This window comes from Aeromonas sp. 600527 (assembly GCF_049175415.1).
In the GTDB taxonomy this organism is placed as follows: domain Bacteria; phylum Pseudomonadota; class Gammaproteobacteria; order Enterobacterales; family Aeromonadaceae; genus Aeromonas; species Aeromonas veronii_A.
This window is the reverse complement of record NZ_JAAKVA010000006.1, coordinates 158,182-173,705: the sequence shown is the minus strand read 5'-3', so window position 1 is coordinate 173,705 and position 15,524 is coordinate 158,182. Positions and strand designations below refer to the sequence as shown.

Genomic DNA, 15,524 nt, shown 5'->3' with positions numbered 1-15,524 from the left:
CGTTGCAAAGGGTGCAGCAAAAGCGGTTCGAGTGTACCCTGCGCAACACATTTTTCCCCAATGCAGATCAAGAGTGAGTCGCCTCAAATGCAAGATCCCGTTCGTCAGAGCATGTTGGCCCGCATGGGCATTCAAAGCTGGCAACTGCGTCGTCCGGCATTGCTGGGCGCAGACCCCGCTCGAGAGCTTGAGCAACATACCAGCCAGACAGCCCCCGCCACCAGCGCCCCGCTGCCCAGCGGCAAACTCTGGTTGCTGGCACCTCAGCTGCCTGCCACCACGCTGCTGGCGGATATCTGCCAGTTGCTCGGCATGACCCCCGACGAGGTCTCACTGCTCAGCGAGCTGCCGCCTGCCGATCTGCAAACGGCGGGCGCCTCGCCGCTACTCTGGCTGACGGAGGCCAACCCGGAACGACCCGATGCGCTGATCTGTCCGCTAGACCCCAGCGCCGCGCAAAAGCGAGCCTTGTGGCAACAACTGCGCCGACATATGGCAAGTTCCACGGCATGATCCTGCATCCTGCCTTCAACATCCTCACTGAAGCAGCTCTATTTACCTGATTTTACAAAAGTTGTGTCTGACAACCCCGAGACATCCCCTATTCAGCTACCCGGAGTCACCATGCCTGAGTTTCACCCCCTGCTCGAAGCCGATTTCAACCTTGTTTACCCCATCGAGCAGGCTGCCCACAAGGAGCCGTGGAGTGAGGCCAACCTGCTCTCCTGCTTCGGTCCTCGCTATCTCAACGGTTTGATGCTGGTCGATGGTCGCCCGGCCGGCTTCTATATCTCGGATCTGGTAGCCGGAGACAGTTCGCTGATGAACATCTGTGTCCATCCCGAATGTCAGGGCAAGGGGTTGGGAAGGGCACTGTTGCAAGCCTACCTGACTCGCAGCAAGCAAGCCGGGGCACAGGCCTGGTTCCTCGAGGTGCGGGCTGGCAACCAGACCGCCATCAACCTCTACGAGAGTGCCGGCTTTGCCGAGTATTGCCGACGCGCCGACTACTACGGCACCGGTAATGATCGGGAAGATGCGGTGCTGATGTCACGGCTGTTCGATTTCGGCTGATCCTGCCTGTTCATCGCACTCAGGCACCTTGCCCTCTTCAATCGAGGGGGGCATTGTCCAGCGTCGGATCCTGCAAGGCGAGAGTGGTATGAACCACCGCCTCGAATCCGGCGGCAGAAAGCGGCATATAGAAGCCCCGCTGCCAGGTTTTCCCGGGCATCCAGATCTGCTGTATATCCACCACTATCTTGATCGGTTTAAGGGGTTGACCCGGCTGCTGGATATAGATGCCAGGCGGTGTGGCGACCTTGGGAAAACGGCGCAGGATCTGCTCGCTGCCATCCCCCTTGCCCGGGTTGAGCCGCACCTTGACCAGCCGGGCAAGCGGACCAGCCATCTCCTTGCTCTGCCAGAATTTTTTCTCCAGATCGCTGCAGCGGCGGCACTTGGGGGTCTCCAGCACATAGAGCAGCGGATAGCCCAGTGCCAGCGCCTGTTGCTGCGCCTGCTGATACCCCTCGGCCCCCTGATACCAGGGATTGGCGGGCCCCTGTGATGACGTTCCGGCAAAGAACCAAAACGCAGCGCCCCCCACCACCATCAGCCCGACCGCGGCCAACGCCCCTTTCACCCACAGATTCATATCGTTAACCCTCTCTCTGCCTCCTAGCAGTATCGGCCAGTCTGCGCAAAGGGAGAGCTATTTGCGCTCTTTGTGATCCAAGACAAACGGCGAACACTTGTAAGCCGTAATGTTGGAGTTTAAACTCTAGCCCGATTTTTAGTGCCCTCGCGGGCGTACAACTGTAATTAAAGGATGTTTAACTGATGCCGAAGCTTCATCTGGTTCGACTGATGCGTGAACGTATTTCCCAGCTTGGCAACAAGGCTGCCCTGCGGGTTCAGCAAGATGGCCAGTGGCGCGCCATCGGCTGGCGTACTCTGGGCCAGGCCATGGACTACTGCGCACAGGCGCTGATCCGTGCCGGCCACCAGCCAACCGAAATGGTCGGCATCTATGCCCGCAACATGCCGGAGTGGACCCAGGCCGATCTCGGCATCCTTGCCGCCCGCGGCGTCAGCGTCCCTATCTACCCCACCAGCACACTCGATCAGCTGCGCTACATCGTCAAAGATGCCGGCATCAAGGTGCTGTTCGTTGGCGAGCAACCTCAGTTCGATCAGGCGCTGCAACTGATTGAAAGCGGCGAGATCCGCCAGCTCATTGCCCTCGATGGCAGCGTCAACCTGCGCGGCTGCGAGCAGGCGAGTCACTTCCAGACATTTCTGGTCTCCGGCAACCATCAGCCCAGCGAGCAGGAGCTGCGCGAGCGGGAAACCCAGTACCGGATGGATGATCTGCTGACCCTGATCTACACCTCCGGCACCACAGGCGAGCCCAAGGGGGTGATGCTCGACTTCAGCAACATCGCCGCCTGTTTCGAGATGCACAACAGCCGCCTCGACCTCAATCAGCAGGATGTGTCGCTCTGCATGCTGCCGCTCAGCCACGTGTTCGAGCGGGCCTGGAGCTACTACGTGCTCTACTGCGGTGCCGAGAACGTCTATATCCGCGATCCACAGAAGGTGATGGATGTGATTGGCGAGGTGCAGCCGACCGTAATGTGCGCCGTGCCGCGCCTCTACGAGAAGGCCTACGCCATGATCCAGGCCAAAGTCGCTCAGGCTCCGGCTCTGCGGCGCGCCCTGTTTGGCTGGGCGACCAAGGTCGGCAAGCAGATGGTTGCCACCCGTCAGGCGGGCAAGTCCGCTTCCCCGCTGCTCTACGGCCAGATCTGGCTCGCCGAGCGACTGGTGTTTCGCAAGCTGCGCGCCCGTTTTGGCGGCCGCACCCGCTTCCTGCCAGTGGCGGGCGCCCGCCTGGCCGACGATGTGAACCTCTTCTTCCAGGCGATGGGGCTCAACCTCAAGTACGGCTACGGCATGACCGAGACCACCGCCACTGTCTGCTGCTACGAAGACAGCCAGTTCAAGTTGGGCTCCATCGGCACGGCACTGAACGGCATCGAGGTGAAGCTGGGTGAGAACAACGAGCTGCTGGTGCGCTCCCCCACCGTGATGCGCGGCTACTACAACAAGCCGGACGCGACCGCAGAAGTGATGACCGAGGATGGCTTCCTGCGTACCGGCGATGCCGGTGAGCTCGATAGCCAGGGCAATATCTACTTCACCGAGCGCCTCAAGGAGCTGATGAAGACCTCCAACGGCAAGTACGTAGCACCGCAGCTGGTGGAAGGGACCATCGGCAAGGATCGCTTTATCGAGCAGATCGCCATCGTCGCCGATGCCCGCCACTTCGTCTCGGCGCTGATCGTCCCCTGTTTCGAGTCGCTTGAGGAGTACGCCCGCTCCATCAACCTGCAGTACCAGTGCAAGACCGAGCTGCTGCGCCACTCCCGGGTGATGGAGTTCTTCGAGGCCCGCATCGCCGACTTGCAAAAAGAGCTGGCCAAGTTCGAGCAGGTGAAGAAGTTCACCCTGCTGCCGAGCGCCTTCTCCATGGAGCTGGGTGAACTGACCCCCACCATGAAGCTGCGCCGCAAGATCATCGAGGCAAAATACCAGAGCGAAATCGAGGCCATGTATAACCACGTCTGATATCGCTCAGGTTCAGAGAAATCAAAAAGCCGCTCACTCGAGCGGCTTTTTGTTGGCACCTTGGTTGGTATGAACCAGCCTTCAGGCCGTGGGGGTACTGGTTCCGAAGTAGTCGGCCAGGAAGTCATCGAACGACAGGCTGTCGCTGCGCTCGCGTTCGCGCTGCTTGGCCAGCGAATCCTTCGCCTCACCGGCAAAGTAGGCTTCATCCCAGTATTGCAGCTCCCCTGCCAGCAGCTCCTCCCGATAGCGGGTAGCCAGCTTGTCGCCATAGCAGCCGTTGTCCTTGCCGCTCTCCAGCAACTCCCTGAGCATGCGGGCGGAGTAGGTGAGCTCGGGGTCGAGCAGCTTCTCGCGGTGCATCGCCAGCGTCTCGCGATAGCGGTTGCGGCCACAGCAGCGATCCAGCAGGTCGGCCACCTGAGCCAGCTCGTCAAACAGTTTAAGGCCGTACTCTTTGAGGCCAATGGCATTGCCCTGCTCATCTTCCAGCGTCAGGCCGGGACGACGTCCCTCCAGCACCACCTTGTTCTGGTTGCGGCGGTTGCGGGCAATCTCTTCGTCACTCAGCACCGGAGAGGGGCGCAGCAGGCACCAGACTAGGAACAGATCGAAGAAGCGGATCTGATCCGCATCGATGCCGAGCGGGGTGAAGGGGTTGACGTCCACGGTACGCAGCTCGATGTATTCGATGCCGCGCTGATCCAGCGCATCCGAAGGCTTCTCGCCGCTGCGCGGAGTACGCTTGGGGCGGATCGGGGCGTAGAGCTCATTCTCCAGCTGCAACACGTTGTCGTTGAGCTGACGATACTCCCCATCCACCTTGACCCCGATCTTGGCAAAGTCGGGATTGTGGGTGTTAATGGCGCGGCGCAGGCTGCTGACATAGGCCGGCAGATTGTCGTGGCTGATCTTGAGCCCAGCCTGGGCGCTGTTGGTATAGCCAAGATCGGAGAGACGCAGCGCGGTGGCGTAAGGCAGATAGAGGGTGCCCTTGCCGGTCTTCTCGAACGGCAGGTTGCTCTTGCGCCCTTTGAGGAAGGATTCGCAGATGGCCGGGGAGGCGCCGAACAGATAGGGCACCAGCCAGCCGAAGCGGTAGACGTTGCGAATAAGCCCCATGTACTTGTCGGAGATAAAGCGCTGGCTGCAGCACCCTTCGCACACCAGATCCTGCCACTCGCTCCAGAAGCTGTCGGGCATGGAGAAGTTGAAGTGCACCCCGGCGATCACCTGCATCAGGCTGCCGTAGCGGTTCTTCAAGCCCTGACGGTAGAGAGTCTTCATCTTGCCGATGTTGGAGCTGCCGTACTGGGCCAGCCGGATGCTCTCTTCCCCACCGACGAAGCAGGGCATGGAGAGCGGCCAAATCCGCTCGTCACCCAGATGCTGAATCACATGGTGATGGATATCGCCGAGCTGCTCCATCAGGCTATCGATGGAGTCGGTGGCCGGGGTGATGAACTCCAGCAGGCTCTCCGAGTAGTCGGTGGTGATATTGGGATGGGTCAGGGCCGAGCCCAGCGCCCGGGGATGGTCACTCTGGGCGAGTCGGCCATCCGGCGTGATGCGCAGGCATTCACGTTCGATCCCGCGCCGGATCCCCTTGAGCGCGGTCAGGCGCTCCGGTGATCCCAACGCATTCAGCAACTCGGTGAGCGACAAGCTTGTTGTAGTCATATTCACGGCTCATGTGAGGCCGCCCCATCCGGGGCGGCTCTTGATTTTTATAAAGCGTCAGTTACGGCAACTGCAGCGGATAGATGGGAAGATGAAGCTCCTTCAGGGGTTTTTCAAGCTTTTGCTTGTCTCCCACCACCACGATCACCATATCGGCCGGATTGAGCCAACGGGCGGCACTGGCCTTTAGCGCCTCGGGCGACACCGTCTTGATCAGGTTGTTCTGGGCCTGCACATAGTCCGGTTTCAGGTCATACATCACCATCTGCAGCAGGAAGCCCGCCTTCTGGCCCAAGGTCTCGTAAGAGAGGGCATCCTGCTGGGAGACCGCGCTGCGCATATAGGCCAGCTCCACCGGTGTCGGGCCGCTCTTGCGGTAGTTGTCCATCTCCTTGAGGAACTGGCGGATGGCATCCACGGTTGCATCGGCCCGCACATTGGCACCGGTGGCGAAGGTGCCCACCTCGCGGTTGGCGGAGAAGCCCGAGCTGGCGCCGTAGGTGTAGCCCTTGTCTTCCCGCAGGTTGAGATTGATGCGGCTGTTGAAGTTACCACCCAGGTTGAAGTTCATCAGCCCGGCGGTGAAGTAATCCCCCGTGGTATCAAACGGCATGGCGCGACGACCGATGCGGATCACCGACTGGGGCGCCCCCGGCTTGTCGACCAGATAGATGCCCGGCTTGGCCTGCTCACCCTTGAGCTTGAGATCCCCCAGGGTTGGCGTTGCCCCCTTCCACTCGGTCAGGAAGCCAAGTTGCTCCTCGATCTGCTTCTGGTCCACATCACCGACCACAACCACTTTGGCGTTGGTGGGGTTGTAGTAGGCCTGATAGAAGTGCTTCACGTCCGCCAGGGTCAGCTTGGCCACATCGGCCGGTACCCCGTCGGTAGGTTGCCCGAGGCGGTTCTGCTTGCCGTAGACCAGTTCGCGGAACGCCTGCCCGGCCAGCCACTCGGGCTGCTGCCGGGCCTGTTGCATCCCTTGCAGCAGCTGCGCCTTGACCCGCTCGAAGTCCGCCTCCCGCATGCCCGGGCGCTCCAGCACCTCGCGCACCAGCGCCAGGGTCTGGGGCAACTTGTCCGCCAGCGAGCTGACGGTGATGAGGTTGTTGTACTGGGCGCTGGAGACATCAATGCTTGAGCCCAGCTTTTGCAGCTCGTCGCTCAGCTGAGCCTCGGTCAGGCGCACCGTGCCCTGCCCCATCATGGCGGCAGTCAGATTGGCCAGCCCAAGCTGCCCCTTATCTTCGGCACGAATACCGCCCGGCAGGGCGATCATGATGGAGACGGCCGGGATCTCGTCACTCTTGGTGCCGATGATCTCGATGTTCTTGTCGAGCTTGCCGTGCCAGATGGCGGGCACCTTGACGCTCACCGCCTCACTCGCCTTGGGCTGCACGCTGCGATCGAAATTGTCTTTAACCGGTCGTTCGGCCAGCGCTTCGTCATGCTTGCTGTAATCCGGCAGCTCGCGCTTGGCGGGAGTAAAGTTCGGGGTGGCAACCTGCCACTCGGTCTTGCCCTTGGGCACCACGCTCAGCACCACCGCCGGCTTGTCGGCGATGAACTTGTCGTAGGCGGCCTTCACCTGCTCCGGTGTCACCTTGCCGATGGCATCGAGGGTCTTGAACACATAGTTGGGGTCCTGGGCAAACACCTGACCCATGGCGAGCTGGCTCACCTTGCCGGATACGCTGTCCAGACCCCAGATGGCGGAGGCGCGGTACTTGGCGATCGCCTTCTCCAGATCTTCCGGTTTGAGGCCGCGCTGGGCGAACTCGCCGATCACCTTGTCCACCTCCCCCTTGAGGGTCTTGAGGCTGCCATCCTGCGACGGATTGGGATAGGCGTAGACGGTCAGGGTACAGGCCAGCTCTTCGCAGTAGTGAGACGCCCCCACATCGATCGCCTTGCCGGTTTTCACCAGCGACTGGTAGAGCATGGAGCTGGCGGAACCGCCCAGCACGTCGGCAAACATGTCGAGCGCAGGCTCCTGCGGATCACCAAGGGAGACGGTGGGGTAGCTGATATAGAGCAGCGGCAGGTGCACCTTGTCCTGCAACGTCACGTAGCGGGTCTCGGGCAGAGTCACCGGCCTTGGCGTCGGCTCGGCCACGTCCGGGCCGCGCGGGATGGAGCCGAAGTATTTCTCGATCCATTCGAGAGCCTGCTTGCTGTCAAAGTCGCCGCCCAGAGTCAGGGTGGCGTTGTTGGGGCCATACCAGCGCAGGAAGAACTGCTTGAGGTCGTTCACATCGACCCGGTCGAGATCTTCCACGTAACCGATAGGCTGCCAGGAGTAGGGGTGAGTACGCGGATAGAGCGCCTCCCCCACCTTCTCGCTCACCAACCCGTACGGCTGGTTGTCGACCCGCTGGGCCCGCTCGTTCTTGACGGTGGCGCGCTGGATCTCGAACTTCTTCTGGCTCACCGCATCGAGCAGGAAGCCCATCCGATCCGCCTCCAGCCAGAGCACTTTTTCCAACTGGTTGGCAGGCACAGTCTCGTAGTAGTTGGTGCGGTCCTTGTTGGTGGTGCCGTTCATGTCGCCACCGGCCTCGTTGATGATCCGCATATGCTCCTGATCACCGACGTGTTTCGAGCCCTGGAACATCATGTGCTCAAAGAAGTGGGCGAAACCGGACTTGCCGACAGTCTCGCGGGATGAACCGACGTGATAGGTCACATCGAGGTGCACCAGCGGATCGGAGCGGTCAGGGGCCAGGATCACGGTCAGGCCGTTGTCCAGCTTGTACATCTGGTAGGGGATGGCGAGCTTGCCCTCCTCCTTGCCCTGTTCGGCAATCAGGGTCGGTGCCGCCAGCACCGGCAGGGTGAAGCCCAGCAGAATCGTTAAAGGTATGACTTTGTTCACGGTAACCTCGTGAGTGACAAAAACAGGCTAGAAAATGTGACTGGCCAGCAGAAAAACCAGGGCATAACGGAACAATTTGCCGAGCCCGATCAGAATGAGAGAGCGCCAGAAGGAGAGGCGCAGCCAACCGGCCAGCAGACAGAGACCATCACCGACCACCGGCGTCCAGGCAAGCAGCAGACACCAGTGACCATGTTGTTTGAGCCAGCCTAAGGCTTTTTGTTCCCCACGGCCTTGAAAATCTTCCGGTTTTTTCTTGAAGGTGGCGAGCCAGCCGAGCCACCAGGTGGTCATGGAGCCGAGGGTATTGCCCAGCGTCGCCCACAGCAGCAGGCTCGCCATGCTCCACTCCCCCTTGGCCGCCATGGCCCCCAGCAGCACTTCGGAGCTACCGGGCAGCAGGGTGGCGGAGGTAAAGGCGCTTAAAAAGAGCCACCCCAGCCCCATCTCCATTAACTCATTCATGATGCGCGTCCCCACCCCCCAGGCAAGGACGCGAGGCGCTCAATAACAGCCACACCATGTGCCATCTCCATCATCTCGCTCATCCGGGATAGCCATCGGCCGCAGGCATCCGTAGCAGCAGCTTGCCGCGCACATGGCCCCCTTCGATGGCCTGATGGGCCAGCGCCCCCTCGGCCAGGGGGAATTCACCGGCGAGGGTAACCTTAACCTCACCCTGACGCAGCAGCATCAACATCTGCCCCAGCTGCTTCTGGTCGGGGTGAACCAGCATGCCGACCACCTCGATCCCCGCCGCAGCCCCAGCATCCTTGATCAACTGGGCGGTAATGGTAGGCACAGTCACCAAGCGACCACCCGACTTGACGCAGGCCAGCGCCGCCTTGCCGCTCTCGCCGCCCACCAGATCCAGCACCAGATCGACCTGACCGGCCTCTGCCACCACTCGTGCCGGCCAGTTCGCATCGTGGTAATCCACCATCCAGCGCGCCCCCAGTGCGTGCAGGAAGCCATGGTTGTCCGGGCTGGCGGTAGCCACCACCTCGGCGCCATAGGCGCTGGCAAACTGCACCGCCAGATGGCCGACACCACCGGCACCGGCGAGGATCAATACCCGCTGACCGCTCTGGAGGCCGCCGTGCTCAAGCAGCCCCTGCCAGGCGGTGAGACCGGCCAGCGGCAGCGCCGCCCCCTGCTGCAGGCTCACCCCGTCGAGTTTGACCAGCTCGCTCTCGCTTGCCACCACAGACTCCCCGTAGCCACCGGCGGTAAGAGGAAAACCGACCATGCCGCACACCAAATCCCCCTCGACCAGCGAGGTCACGCCGGGGCCCACCTTCTCTACCACGCCGGAGACGTCATAACCCGGTGTCCAGGGCAGCTTGTCCTTGTTCTGGGCCGCCGCCCAGCCAAGACCGGCGCGAGTTTTGGCATCGATGGGGTTAACCCCTGCAAAGCAGATGCGCACCCGCACTTCGCCATCGGCTGGCACCTTATCGAGGGAAGGGTTGAGCTTGAGTACCGAGGGGTCACCGAATGCGGTAATCTGTAGTTGCGTCATTGCACAATCCATCCTGTTGATTGATCAAGGGTCAACAGAATAACAGCGAGGACACCATGGCTCGAATGTTTCTTATTCCTCTGTTGCTGGCACTGGGGTGGTGGGCGTTTCTGCTCTACTTCCGCATCCCGCTCAAACAGGGGGCCAAGGGGTTTTACTGGATCATCGGCATCGGTGGCGGACTAGCCGCCTTCCTCAGCCTGATGATGGTGCTGACTCACTGAGTGCCAAGCCACTCGATAACGAAAAAGGCCACCGAGTTTCGGTGGCCTTCTCACTATCCGGCTTGCTGCTCCAGCGCCGGATTGAGGTAGTAGTGGCGATTGCTCCCCTGCCCCAGCACCCCCTGCGACAGCAGGTGGTGGAACACCCGATCCACCTCCTCCAACGAGAGTGACAAAGCCTGCGCCACCGAGCGCTTGCTGCACTTGAGCTCACCACTCATCAGCGCACCGCGCACCTGCTCCAGCACTTCGGGGGCTGGCTCTGGGGGCATGATGGGTTCGGGCTGGGCAGCCATCGCCAACGCCTCCTGCGCCTCTCTGCGAGCTTGATCCTGCTGCCAGCGCCACATCCGGCGAAAGCGGTTCTCCTCGCCGATCAGACTGACGAAAAAGGCACCGAACACGTCGAGCAACACCGAGAGGAAGCAGACCAGCAGGAACTGCACCTGACTGATGCTCATCCCCACCCCGTCCGCCAGACTGCTCATCAACCCCAGCATGGAGGATTGTTCGTTGACCGGTTTGGCATCGCGCTGCTGACGCAGCTCATCCTGCTGCAAGCGCAGCTTGGTATTGGCGTGCTGCAACGAGGAGACGCCACTGGAGATGCGCTCCAGCTCGATATATTTGCGGGCCGCCTCCTCGTTGAGCTGGATCTGCCGCTCGATGCTGGCGATCTGCTCGTCGAAACGGGCGAGTTCCCGCTCGTGGCGCGCCTGCTGGCTCAGTACCGTGTTGGTGGCGCTGTTGATGCCACCAATACTGCCGCCGATGGAGATGGCAGCCAGCACGCTGTAGAACAACAGCGACCAGAAAGCGCCACTCAAATCCCGCCGCGCCTTGCGCTCGCCGTACTCGTACCAGACGTAAAACTTGCCCAGCTCGAAGATGATGGCCAAGCCGCCGAACAGCCACTTCATCAGCGGGTTGTCATCGATGGAGAGGAACAGCAGCAGGGAGAAGATAATGGAAGCCAGAATGGCCAACCCGGTGAAACTGTATACCGTCGTCAGAGCGAACCACCCCTTGGGGTAGCGCTGTGTGGAGGAGTCCTGTGTGGTCATGATGAAGGGGTGTGCTGTGCAGGAAAAGTTGGCTGCCGATTATAGTCGCCAGACTCGCACAGAGAAGGGCAAATGACTGAATTCCTTCAGATTGGCAACCAGCTGCCCAGAGTGCGACCAAAACGGACAAATCGGCAGCAGAAAAGCGATACAATTCCTCCCTGACTTGATCATCTGGTGAGATGAGGTGCGATTCCGCCCGGGTTCAGCCCAGATCCGTACACTCATCCACCGTTGCAATTATCCGAGGCCATCATGAACAGTACGACCACCTTGCTACTCTCCCTTCTTCTGGTTACCGGCGGCGCCGCTGCGACACAGCAATATCCAGAGAGCGGTGGCACCGAATTTTCCGTCGATGAGCTTAAATTCAATCTGGACTGGGATGACAAACAGTTCGGCTGGACCCAGAACGACTGCCTCACTCTGGATATCGGGGAGACCTCCTCCGTCGACTGCAAGGCGGTCAAATTCAATCTGGAAGATGAAGAGAATCGCAACCAGCCACCGAAAACCAACCAGGTCCCAGCCAACTCGCAGAGCGACCAGTAACAACAGGAGTACCCTTGCGATGACCCAAGCTAAACACAACCCCGTTATCCGGCGCGGCGCCCTGCTGCTTTCCCTGCTCATGGCGCACGGCATCGCGGTTGCGGCACCGCCAAGCAAAAATAGCGATGGCATCAAGATCTCCGGTGATGACATCAAGATCAATCTCGACTGGGATGACAAGGAGTACGACTGGTGGCAGGACAACTGTCTGGATCTTGGCATTGGCGACAGCCGGATCAAACTCAACTGCGACAAGATGGATGGCAAGTACCGGGATCACTACAACCGCAGCATCCACAGCGGCAATAACCCGGGGCAAGGTCACGACAAACAGAAGGATAAAAACAAGGGTAACGGCAAGAAGAACTGAACGCCCTCTCCTGATGCAGCAGGGGCCTGGTGCCCCTGTGCTGATTGTTTTACCAATAATTCTCCGCACTGATATTGCCCGGCGCACGCCTCAGATTCTTGGCCAACCCCAGCGCCAGCAAGGTCTGCTGGGTCTCTTTCACCATCTCCGGATTACCGCAGATAAGCACTTGGCTCAGCTCGGGTGAGAACTCCAACCCCACTCTAGCCTGCAACTGACCATTGGCAATCGCCGCCGGGATCCGCCCTGCCATTGCATCGTGCCAGGGCTCGCGGCTGACAAAGGGGACATAGCGAAAGCGCTCGCCATATTGCTCGGCAAAGCTGGCGATCAAATCCTGATAGCTCAGCTCTTCGCCTTTACGCACCCCGTGCACCAGCACCAGATTCTCGAAACGGTTGAAGGCCTCGCCATCGGCCAGCATGGAGAGGAAGGGGCCGACGGCAGTGCCGGTCGAGAGCAGCCAGAGATCGCGCCCAGCGGGCACCTCATCCAGCGTCAGAAAGCCGGTGGCCTGGGATTGTACCAGCAGGGTGTCACCTGCTTGCAGCGAGCCGAGGGACGGAGTCAGCTCACCGCTCGGGATCTCGACCAAATAGAACTCGTGATATGGCGCAGAGGGAGGATTGACGAAGGAGTAGGCGCGCTGAATGCGGCGATCGCCCTGCTCGAGGGCCAGCTTGGTGAATTGGCCTGCCTTGTAGGGAGCCAGCTCGGCCGCTACCCGCAGGGAGAACAGAGTGGGTGTCCATTCGATGCGTTCGATGACGCGACCTTCTACCCAAGCCATAAAGATCTCCTCCAGTGGAACAGACCTTCACTCTACCCCCGGGCCGGAAAATAAAAAACCCGCGCAAGTGCGCGGGTTTTTTCTGCAAAAGCGAATCGCTATTACAGGGCAACAACCTGGATCTGTACGGTTGCTTTAACGTCAGCGTGCAGCTGAACAGCAACTTCGTAGTCACCGGTGTTACGCAGAACGTTGCCCATGCGGACTTCGCTCTTGGCAACGGCTACGCCGGCAGCAGTGATGGCTTCAGCCACGTCACGGGTACCGATGGAACCGAACAGCTTGCCTTCGTCGCCAGACTTGGAAGCGATAACCACGGTAGCCAGTTCGGCCAGCTTGGCAGCACGCTCTTCAGCAGCAGCTTTGTTGGCAGCCAGTTTGGCTTCCAGCTCAGCGCGACGAGCACCGAAAGCTTCGATGTTGGCCTTGGTGGCCATAACAGCTTTGCCTTGCGGGATCAGGTAGTTACGGGCATAACCAGATTTCACGGAAACTTGGTCACCCAGACCGCCCAGTTTGGCGATTTTGTCGAGCAGGATAACTTGCATTACCTTTCCTCTATAAATTTCGTTGAGTTAGGCTTAAGTGCCGGGCCGATTCTTACTTGTTGTGCAGATCGGTGTACGGCAGCAGAGCCAGGTAACGAGCACGCTTGATGGCGCGTGCCAGCTGACGCTGATACTTGGCGCGGGTACCGGTGATACGGCTCGGTACGATCTTGCCAGATTCAGTGATGTAGTTTTTCAGAGTAACGATATCTTTGTAGTCGATCTCGGTAACGTTCTCGGCGGTGAAGCGGCAGAACTTACGACGACGGAAATAACGTGCCATGGCCTTTATCCTCTAGTCAGTGATCCAGAATTACTCTTCGGAAGCAGCTTCAGTAGCTTCTTCGCGGCGCTCGTCGTCACGACGGGTGAAGCGCTCTTCTTTGGCCTTGGCCATCGGAGAAACTTCAGTCACGGCGTGCTTGGTGCGCATGATCATGTTGCGGATAACGGCATCGTTGAAGCGGAAGTTGGTTTCCAGCTCATCGATAACGGCTTGCTCTGCTTCTACGTTCATCAGAACGTAGTGGGCTTTGTGCAGTTTGTCGATCGGGTAAGCCAGCTGACGACGGCCCCAATCTTCCAGGCGATGAATGGTACCACCGGAGGTGGTGATGGCGCCGGTGTAACGCTCGATCATGCCGGGAACTTGCTCGCTCTGGTCCGGATGAACCATGAAGACGATTTCGTAATGACGCATTTTAGCTCCTTACGGATTAATTCAGCCTCCGCCCAGGTGCAGCCAGACCTCGGAGGCAAGGAACATAAAGGTGTTTAGTCGCTGCTTTTATAGGGCGGCGTATTGTACGAAATCACATCCCTCACTGCAACTGACCGCCTTAAATGTTTTTCCCGATGGAAATCATCAGAAACAACAATTGATAATAATTATCACTTAGATCTACTCTCTCTCCATATCCTTATGGAGGGTGATGCCATGCAACCCGCACTGACGACTACGATTCCAGCCCGCAAATTCAAACTGACCCTGCTCGGGCCTGCCTTTATCGCCGCCATCGGCTATATCGACCCGGGCAACTTCGCCACCAATATTCAGGCGGGCTCTACCTTTGGCTACCAGTTGCTCTGGGTGGTGGTATGGGCCAACCTGATGGCCATGCTGGTGCAGACCCTCTCGGCCAAGCTCGGCATCGTCACCGGCAAGAATCTGGCGGAGCACATCCGCGACCGACTGCCGAAACCGGCGGTCTGGGCCTACTGGGTGCAGGCAGAGATCATCGCCATGGCCACCGATCTCGCCGAATTTATCGGCGCCGCCGTCGGCTTCAAGCTGTTGCTTGGCGTGACCTTGCTTGAAGGAGCCTGTATCACCGCCGTAGTGACCTGGGGGATCCTGATGCTGCAATCCCGTGGTCAGAAACCGCTGGAATTCGTGGTCGGTGGCCTGCTGCTGTTTGTCGCGGCGGCCTACATCGTCGAGCTGATCTTCTCCCGCCCCCATCTGCCCAGCCTGCTGGAAGGGGCCCTCTTCCCCGGTTTGCCCAACAGCGATGCCGTCTATCTGGCCGCCGGTGTGCTCGGTGCCACCGTGATGCCCCACGTTATCTACCTGCACTCGGCACTGACCCAGCACACGCAGGATCAGGGCTCGGTCAGCCAGCGGCTGCACACCACCCGGGTCGATGTGGCGATTGCCATGACTATCGCCGGCTTCGTCAATCTGGCGATGATGGCGATGGCGGCCGCCGCGTTCCACAGCTCGGGCTACCAGCAGGTGGCGGAGCTGGAATCCGCCTACCAGACCCTCACTCCGCTGCTGGGTCAGGCTGCAGCCACCCTGTTTGGCCTCTCGCTGGTCGCCTCCGGTATCAGCTCTACCGTGGTGGGCACCCTGGCCGGGCAAGTGGTGATGCAGGGCTTTGTCCGCTTTACCATCCCGCTCTGGCTGCGTCGCGCCATCACCATGGCTCCCGCCTTCGTGGTAATCGCCATGGGACTCAACACCACCGAAATTCTGGTGTTGAGTCAGGTGATCCTGAGCTTTGGCATCGCGCTGGCCCTGATCCCGCTGTTGATGCTGACCGGCGATCGGGCGCTGATGGGGCAACATCGCAACCATCCGGTCACACAAGCCGTCGGCCGCCTTATCGTTGCACTGGTGATCGGGCTCAATGCCTATCTGCTGGTCGCCATGATCTAGCGAACCGTAAAACCGAGAAGAGAGGCTCATTAACTCTGGTTAATGAGCCTCTTCGCACTTTGGCGTATGCTGCCGCTTTCTCTTCTCATTTATCGTTGCGGGAGC

The 15,524-nt window shown here is 59.9% G+C and carries 17 protein-coding genes; 7 read left to right on the top strand and 10 right to left on the bottom strand.

Features of this window, described 5'->3' with window-relative positions:
• Positions 1 to 87: 87 nt before the first annotated feature.
• Positions 88 to 513, top strand: coding sequence for a DNA polymerase III subunit psi (locus G5154_RS10360; protein WP_421250779.1), 426 nt, complete (start codon positions 88 to 90; stop codon positions 511 to 513).
• Between the two features lie 111 nt (positions 514 to 624).
• Positions 625 to 1,074: a ribosomal protein S18-alanine N-acetyltransferase gene (rimI, locus tag G5154_RS10355; RefSeq protein WP_421263929.1), complete on the top strand. Its 450-nt coding sequence runs from the start codon at positions 625 to 627 to the stop codon at positions 1,072 to 1,074.
• A 37-nt stretch (positions 1,075 to 1,111) separates the two neighbouring features.
• Here rimI and G5154_RS10350 read toward each other — a convergent pair whose 3' ends face one another.
• Positions 1,112 to 1,615, bottom strand: coding sequence for a hypothetical protein (locus tag G5154_RS10350; RefSeq protein WP_421250804.1), 504 nt, complete (start codon positions 1,613 to 1,615; stop codon positions 1,112 to 1,114).
• A 227-nt stretch (positions 1,616 to 1,842) separates the two neighbouring features.
• Here G5154_RS10350 and G5154_RS10345 point away from each other — a divergent pair, with 227 nt between their 5' ends.
• Complete coding sequence (locus tag G5154_RS10345; protein ID WP_421250777.1) at positions 1,843 to 3,633, top strand: AMP-dependent synthetase/ligase; 1,791 nt, start codon at positions 1,843 to 1,845, stop codon at positions 3,631 to 3,633.
• 81 nt (positions 3,634 to 3,714) lie between these two features.
• Here the strand turns inward: G5154_RS10345 and gshA are convergent, their stop codons facing one another.
• The 4 genes from gshA to G5154_RS10325 all read right to left on the bottom strand — a co-directional run bounded on the left by gshA (position 3,715) and on the right by G5154_RS10325 (position 9,710).
• Positions 3,715 to 5,313: a glutamate--cysteine ligase gene (gene gshA / locus G5154_RS10340; RefSeq protein WP_421250776.1), complete on the bottom strand. Its 1,599-nt coding sequence runs from the start codon at positions 5,311 to 5,313 to the stop codon at positions 3,715 to 3,717.
• Between the two features lie 61 nt (positions 5,314 to 5,374).
• Positions 5,375 to 8,188 carry a M16 family metallopeptidase gene (locus G5154_RS10335; protein WP_421250775.1) on the bottom strand — a complete coding sequence of 938 codons (2,814 nt, stop codon included), beginning with the start codon at positions 8,186 to 8,188 and terminating at the stop codon, positions 5,375 to 5,377.
• Positions 8,189 to 8,215: 27 nt separating this feature from the next.
• Positions 8,216 to 8,653 carry a YqaA family protein gene (locus G5154_RS10330; RefSeq protein WP_101531118.1) on the bottom strand — a complete coding sequence of 146 codons (438 nt, stop codon included), beginning with the start codon at positions 8,651 to 8,653 and terminating at the stop codon, positions 8,216 to 8,218.
• Positions 8,654 to 8,732: 79 nt separating this feature from the next.
• Positions 8,733 to 9,710 (bottom strand): NADP-dependent oxidoreductase, encoded by a 978-nt coding sequence (locus G5154_RS10325; RefSeq protein WP_421250774.1) that lies wholly within the window; start codon positions 9,708 to 9,710, stop codon positions 8,733 to 8,735.
• A gap of 56 nt (positions 9,711 to 9,766) precedes the next feature.
• Between G5154_RS10325 and G5154_RS10320 the strand changes: the two genes are divergently transcribed.
• Positions 9,767 to 9,934 (top strand): hypothetical protein, encoded by a 168-nt coding sequence (locus G5154_RS10320; RefSeq protein ID WP_005308905.1) that lies wholly within the window; start codon positions 9,767 to 9,769, stop codon positions 9,932 to 9,934.
• Between the two features lie 53 nt (positions 9,935 to 9,987).
• On the opposite strand, the gene G5154_RS10315 is transcribed toward G5154_RS10320, so the two are convergent.
• The gene (locus G5154_RS10315; RefSeq protein ID WP_421250773.1) at positions 9,988 to 10,998 is read right to left on the bottom strand and encodes a Preprotein translocase subunit SecY; all 1,011 of its coding nucleotides are present in this window, start codon (positions 10,996 to 10,998) and stop codon (positions 9,988 to 9,990) included.
• Positions 10,999 to 11,253: 255 nt separating this feature from the next.
• On the opposite strand from G5154_RS10315, the gene G5154_RS10310 reads away from it, so the two are divergent.
• Both G5154_RS10310 and G5154_RS10305 read left to right on the top strand, forming a co-directional pair.
• Complete coding sequence (locus G5154_RS10310; protein ID WP_040067567.1) at positions 11,254 to 11,550, top strand: hypothetical protein; 297 nt, start codon at positions 11,254 to 11,256, stop codon at positions 11,548 to 11,550.
• 19 nt (positions 11,551 to 11,569) lie between these two features.
• On the top strand, positions 11,570 to 11,920 hold the full coding sequence (locus G5154_RS10305; protein ID WP_042053367.1) for a hypothetical protein: 351 nt from the start codon (positions 11,570 to 11,572) through the stop codon (positions 11,918 to 11,920).
• Between the two features lie 49 nt (positions 11,921 to 11,969).
• Here the strand turns inward: G5154_RS10305 and G5154_RS10300 are convergent, their stop codons facing one another.
• The 4 genes from G5154_RS10300 to rpsF form a co-directional block, all read right to left on the bottom strand.
• Positions 11,970 to 12,710 (bottom strand): ferredoxin--NADP reductase, encoded by a 741-nt coding sequence (locus G5154_RS10300; protein ID WP_421250772.1) that lies wholly within the window; start codon positions 12,708 to 12,710, stop codon positions 11,970 to 11,972.
• Positions 12,711 to 12,811: 101 nt separating this feature from the next.
• Positions 12,812 to 13,258 carry a 50S ribosomal protein L9 gene (gene rplI, locus G5154_RS10295; RefSeq protein WP_005340490.1) on the bottom strand — a complete coding sequence of 149 codons (447 nt, stop codon included), beginning with the start codon at positions 13,256 to 13,258 and terminating at the stop codon, positions 12,812 to 12,814.
• Between the two features lie 52 nt (positions 13,259 to 13,310).
• Positions 13,311 to 13,541, bottom strand: coding sequence for a 30S ribosomal protein S18 (gene rpsR, locus G5154_RS10290; RefSeq protein ID WP_005308890.1), 231 nt, complete (start codon positions 13,539 to 13,541; stop codon positions 13,311 to 13,313).
• Between the two features lie 30 nt (positions 13,542 to 13,571).
• Entirely contained in the window at positions 13,572 to 13,958 is a 387-nt protein-coding gene (rpsF, locus tag G5154_RS10285) for a 30S ribosomal protein S6 (RefSeq protein ID WP_005308887.1), read from the bottom strand.
• A gap of 237 nt (positions 13,959 to 14,195) precedes the next feature.
• Here rpsF and G5154_RS10280 point away from each other — a divergent pair, with 237 nt between their 5' ends.
• A complete protein-coding gene (locus G5154_RS10280; RefSeq protein ID WP_421250771.1) occupies positions 14,196 to 15,419 on the top strand; it encodes an Nramp family divalent metal transporter in 1,224 nt (407 codons plus the stop codon).
• Positions 15,420 to 15,524: the final 105 nt, after the last annotated feature.

Coding starts and splice junctions, on each gene's coding strand:
- rpsF (WP_005308887.1), bottom strand. CDS start 13,958: ATGCGTCATTACGAAATCGTCTTCATGGTTCATCCGGACCAGAGCGAG.
- gshA (WP_421250776.1), bottom strand. CDS start 5,313: ATGACTACAACAAGCTTGTCGCTCACCGAGTTGCTGAATGCGTTGGGA.
- rimI (WP_421263929.1), top strand. CDS start 625: ATGCCTGAGTTTCACCCCCTGCTCGAAGCCGATTTCAACCTTGTTTAC.
- G5154_RS10330 (WP_101531118.1), bottom strand. CDS start 8,653: ATGAATGAGTTAATGGAGATGGGGCTGGGGTGGCTCTTTTTAAGCGCC.
- G5154_RS10315 (WP_421250773.1), bottom strand. CDS start 10,998: ATGACCACACAGGACTCCTCCACACAGCGCTACCCCAAGGGGTGGTTC.
- G5154_RS10325 (WP_421250774.1), bottom strand. CDS start 9,710: ATGACGCAACTACAGATTACCGCATTCGGTGACCCCTCGGTACTCAAG.
- G5154_RS10305 (WP_042053367.1), top strand. CDS start 11,570: ATGACCCAAGCTAAACACAACCCCGTTATCCGGCGCGGCGCCCTGCTG.
- G5154_RS10345 (WP_421250777.1), top strand. CDS start 1,843: ATGCCGAAGCTTCATCTGGTTCGACTGATGCGTGAACGTATTTCCCAG.
- G5154_RS10320 (WP_005308905.1), top strand. CDS start 9,767: ATGGCTCGAATGTTTCTTATTCCTCTGTTGCTGGCACTGGGGTGGTGG.
- G5154_RS10310 (WP_040067567.1), top strand. CDS start 11,254: ATGAACAGTACGACCACCTTGCTACTCTCCCTTCTTCTGGTTACCGGC.
- G5154_RS10350 (WP_421250804.1), bottom strand. CDS start 1,615: ATGGTGGTGGGGGGCGCTGCGTTTTGGTTCTTTGCCGGAACGTCATCA.
- G5154_RS10300 (WP_421250772.1), bottom strand. CDS start 12,710: ATGGCTTGGGTAGAAGGTCGCGTCATCGAACGCATCGAATGGACACCC.
- rpsR (WP_005308890.1), bottom strand. CDS start 13,541: ATGGCACGTTATTTCCGTCGTCGTAAGTTCTGCCGCTTCACCGCCGAG.
- G5154_RS10280 (WP_421250771.1), top strand. CDS start 14,196: ATGCAACCCGCACTGACGACTACGATTCCAGCCCGCAAATTCAAACTG.
- rplI (WP_005340490.1), bottom strand. CDS start 13,258: ATGCAAGTTATCCTGCTCGACAAAATCGCCAAACTGGGCGGTCTGGGT.
- G5154_RS10360 (WP_421250779.1), top strand. CDS start 88: ATGCAAGATCCCGTTCGTCAGAGCATGTTGGCCCGCATGGGCATTCAA.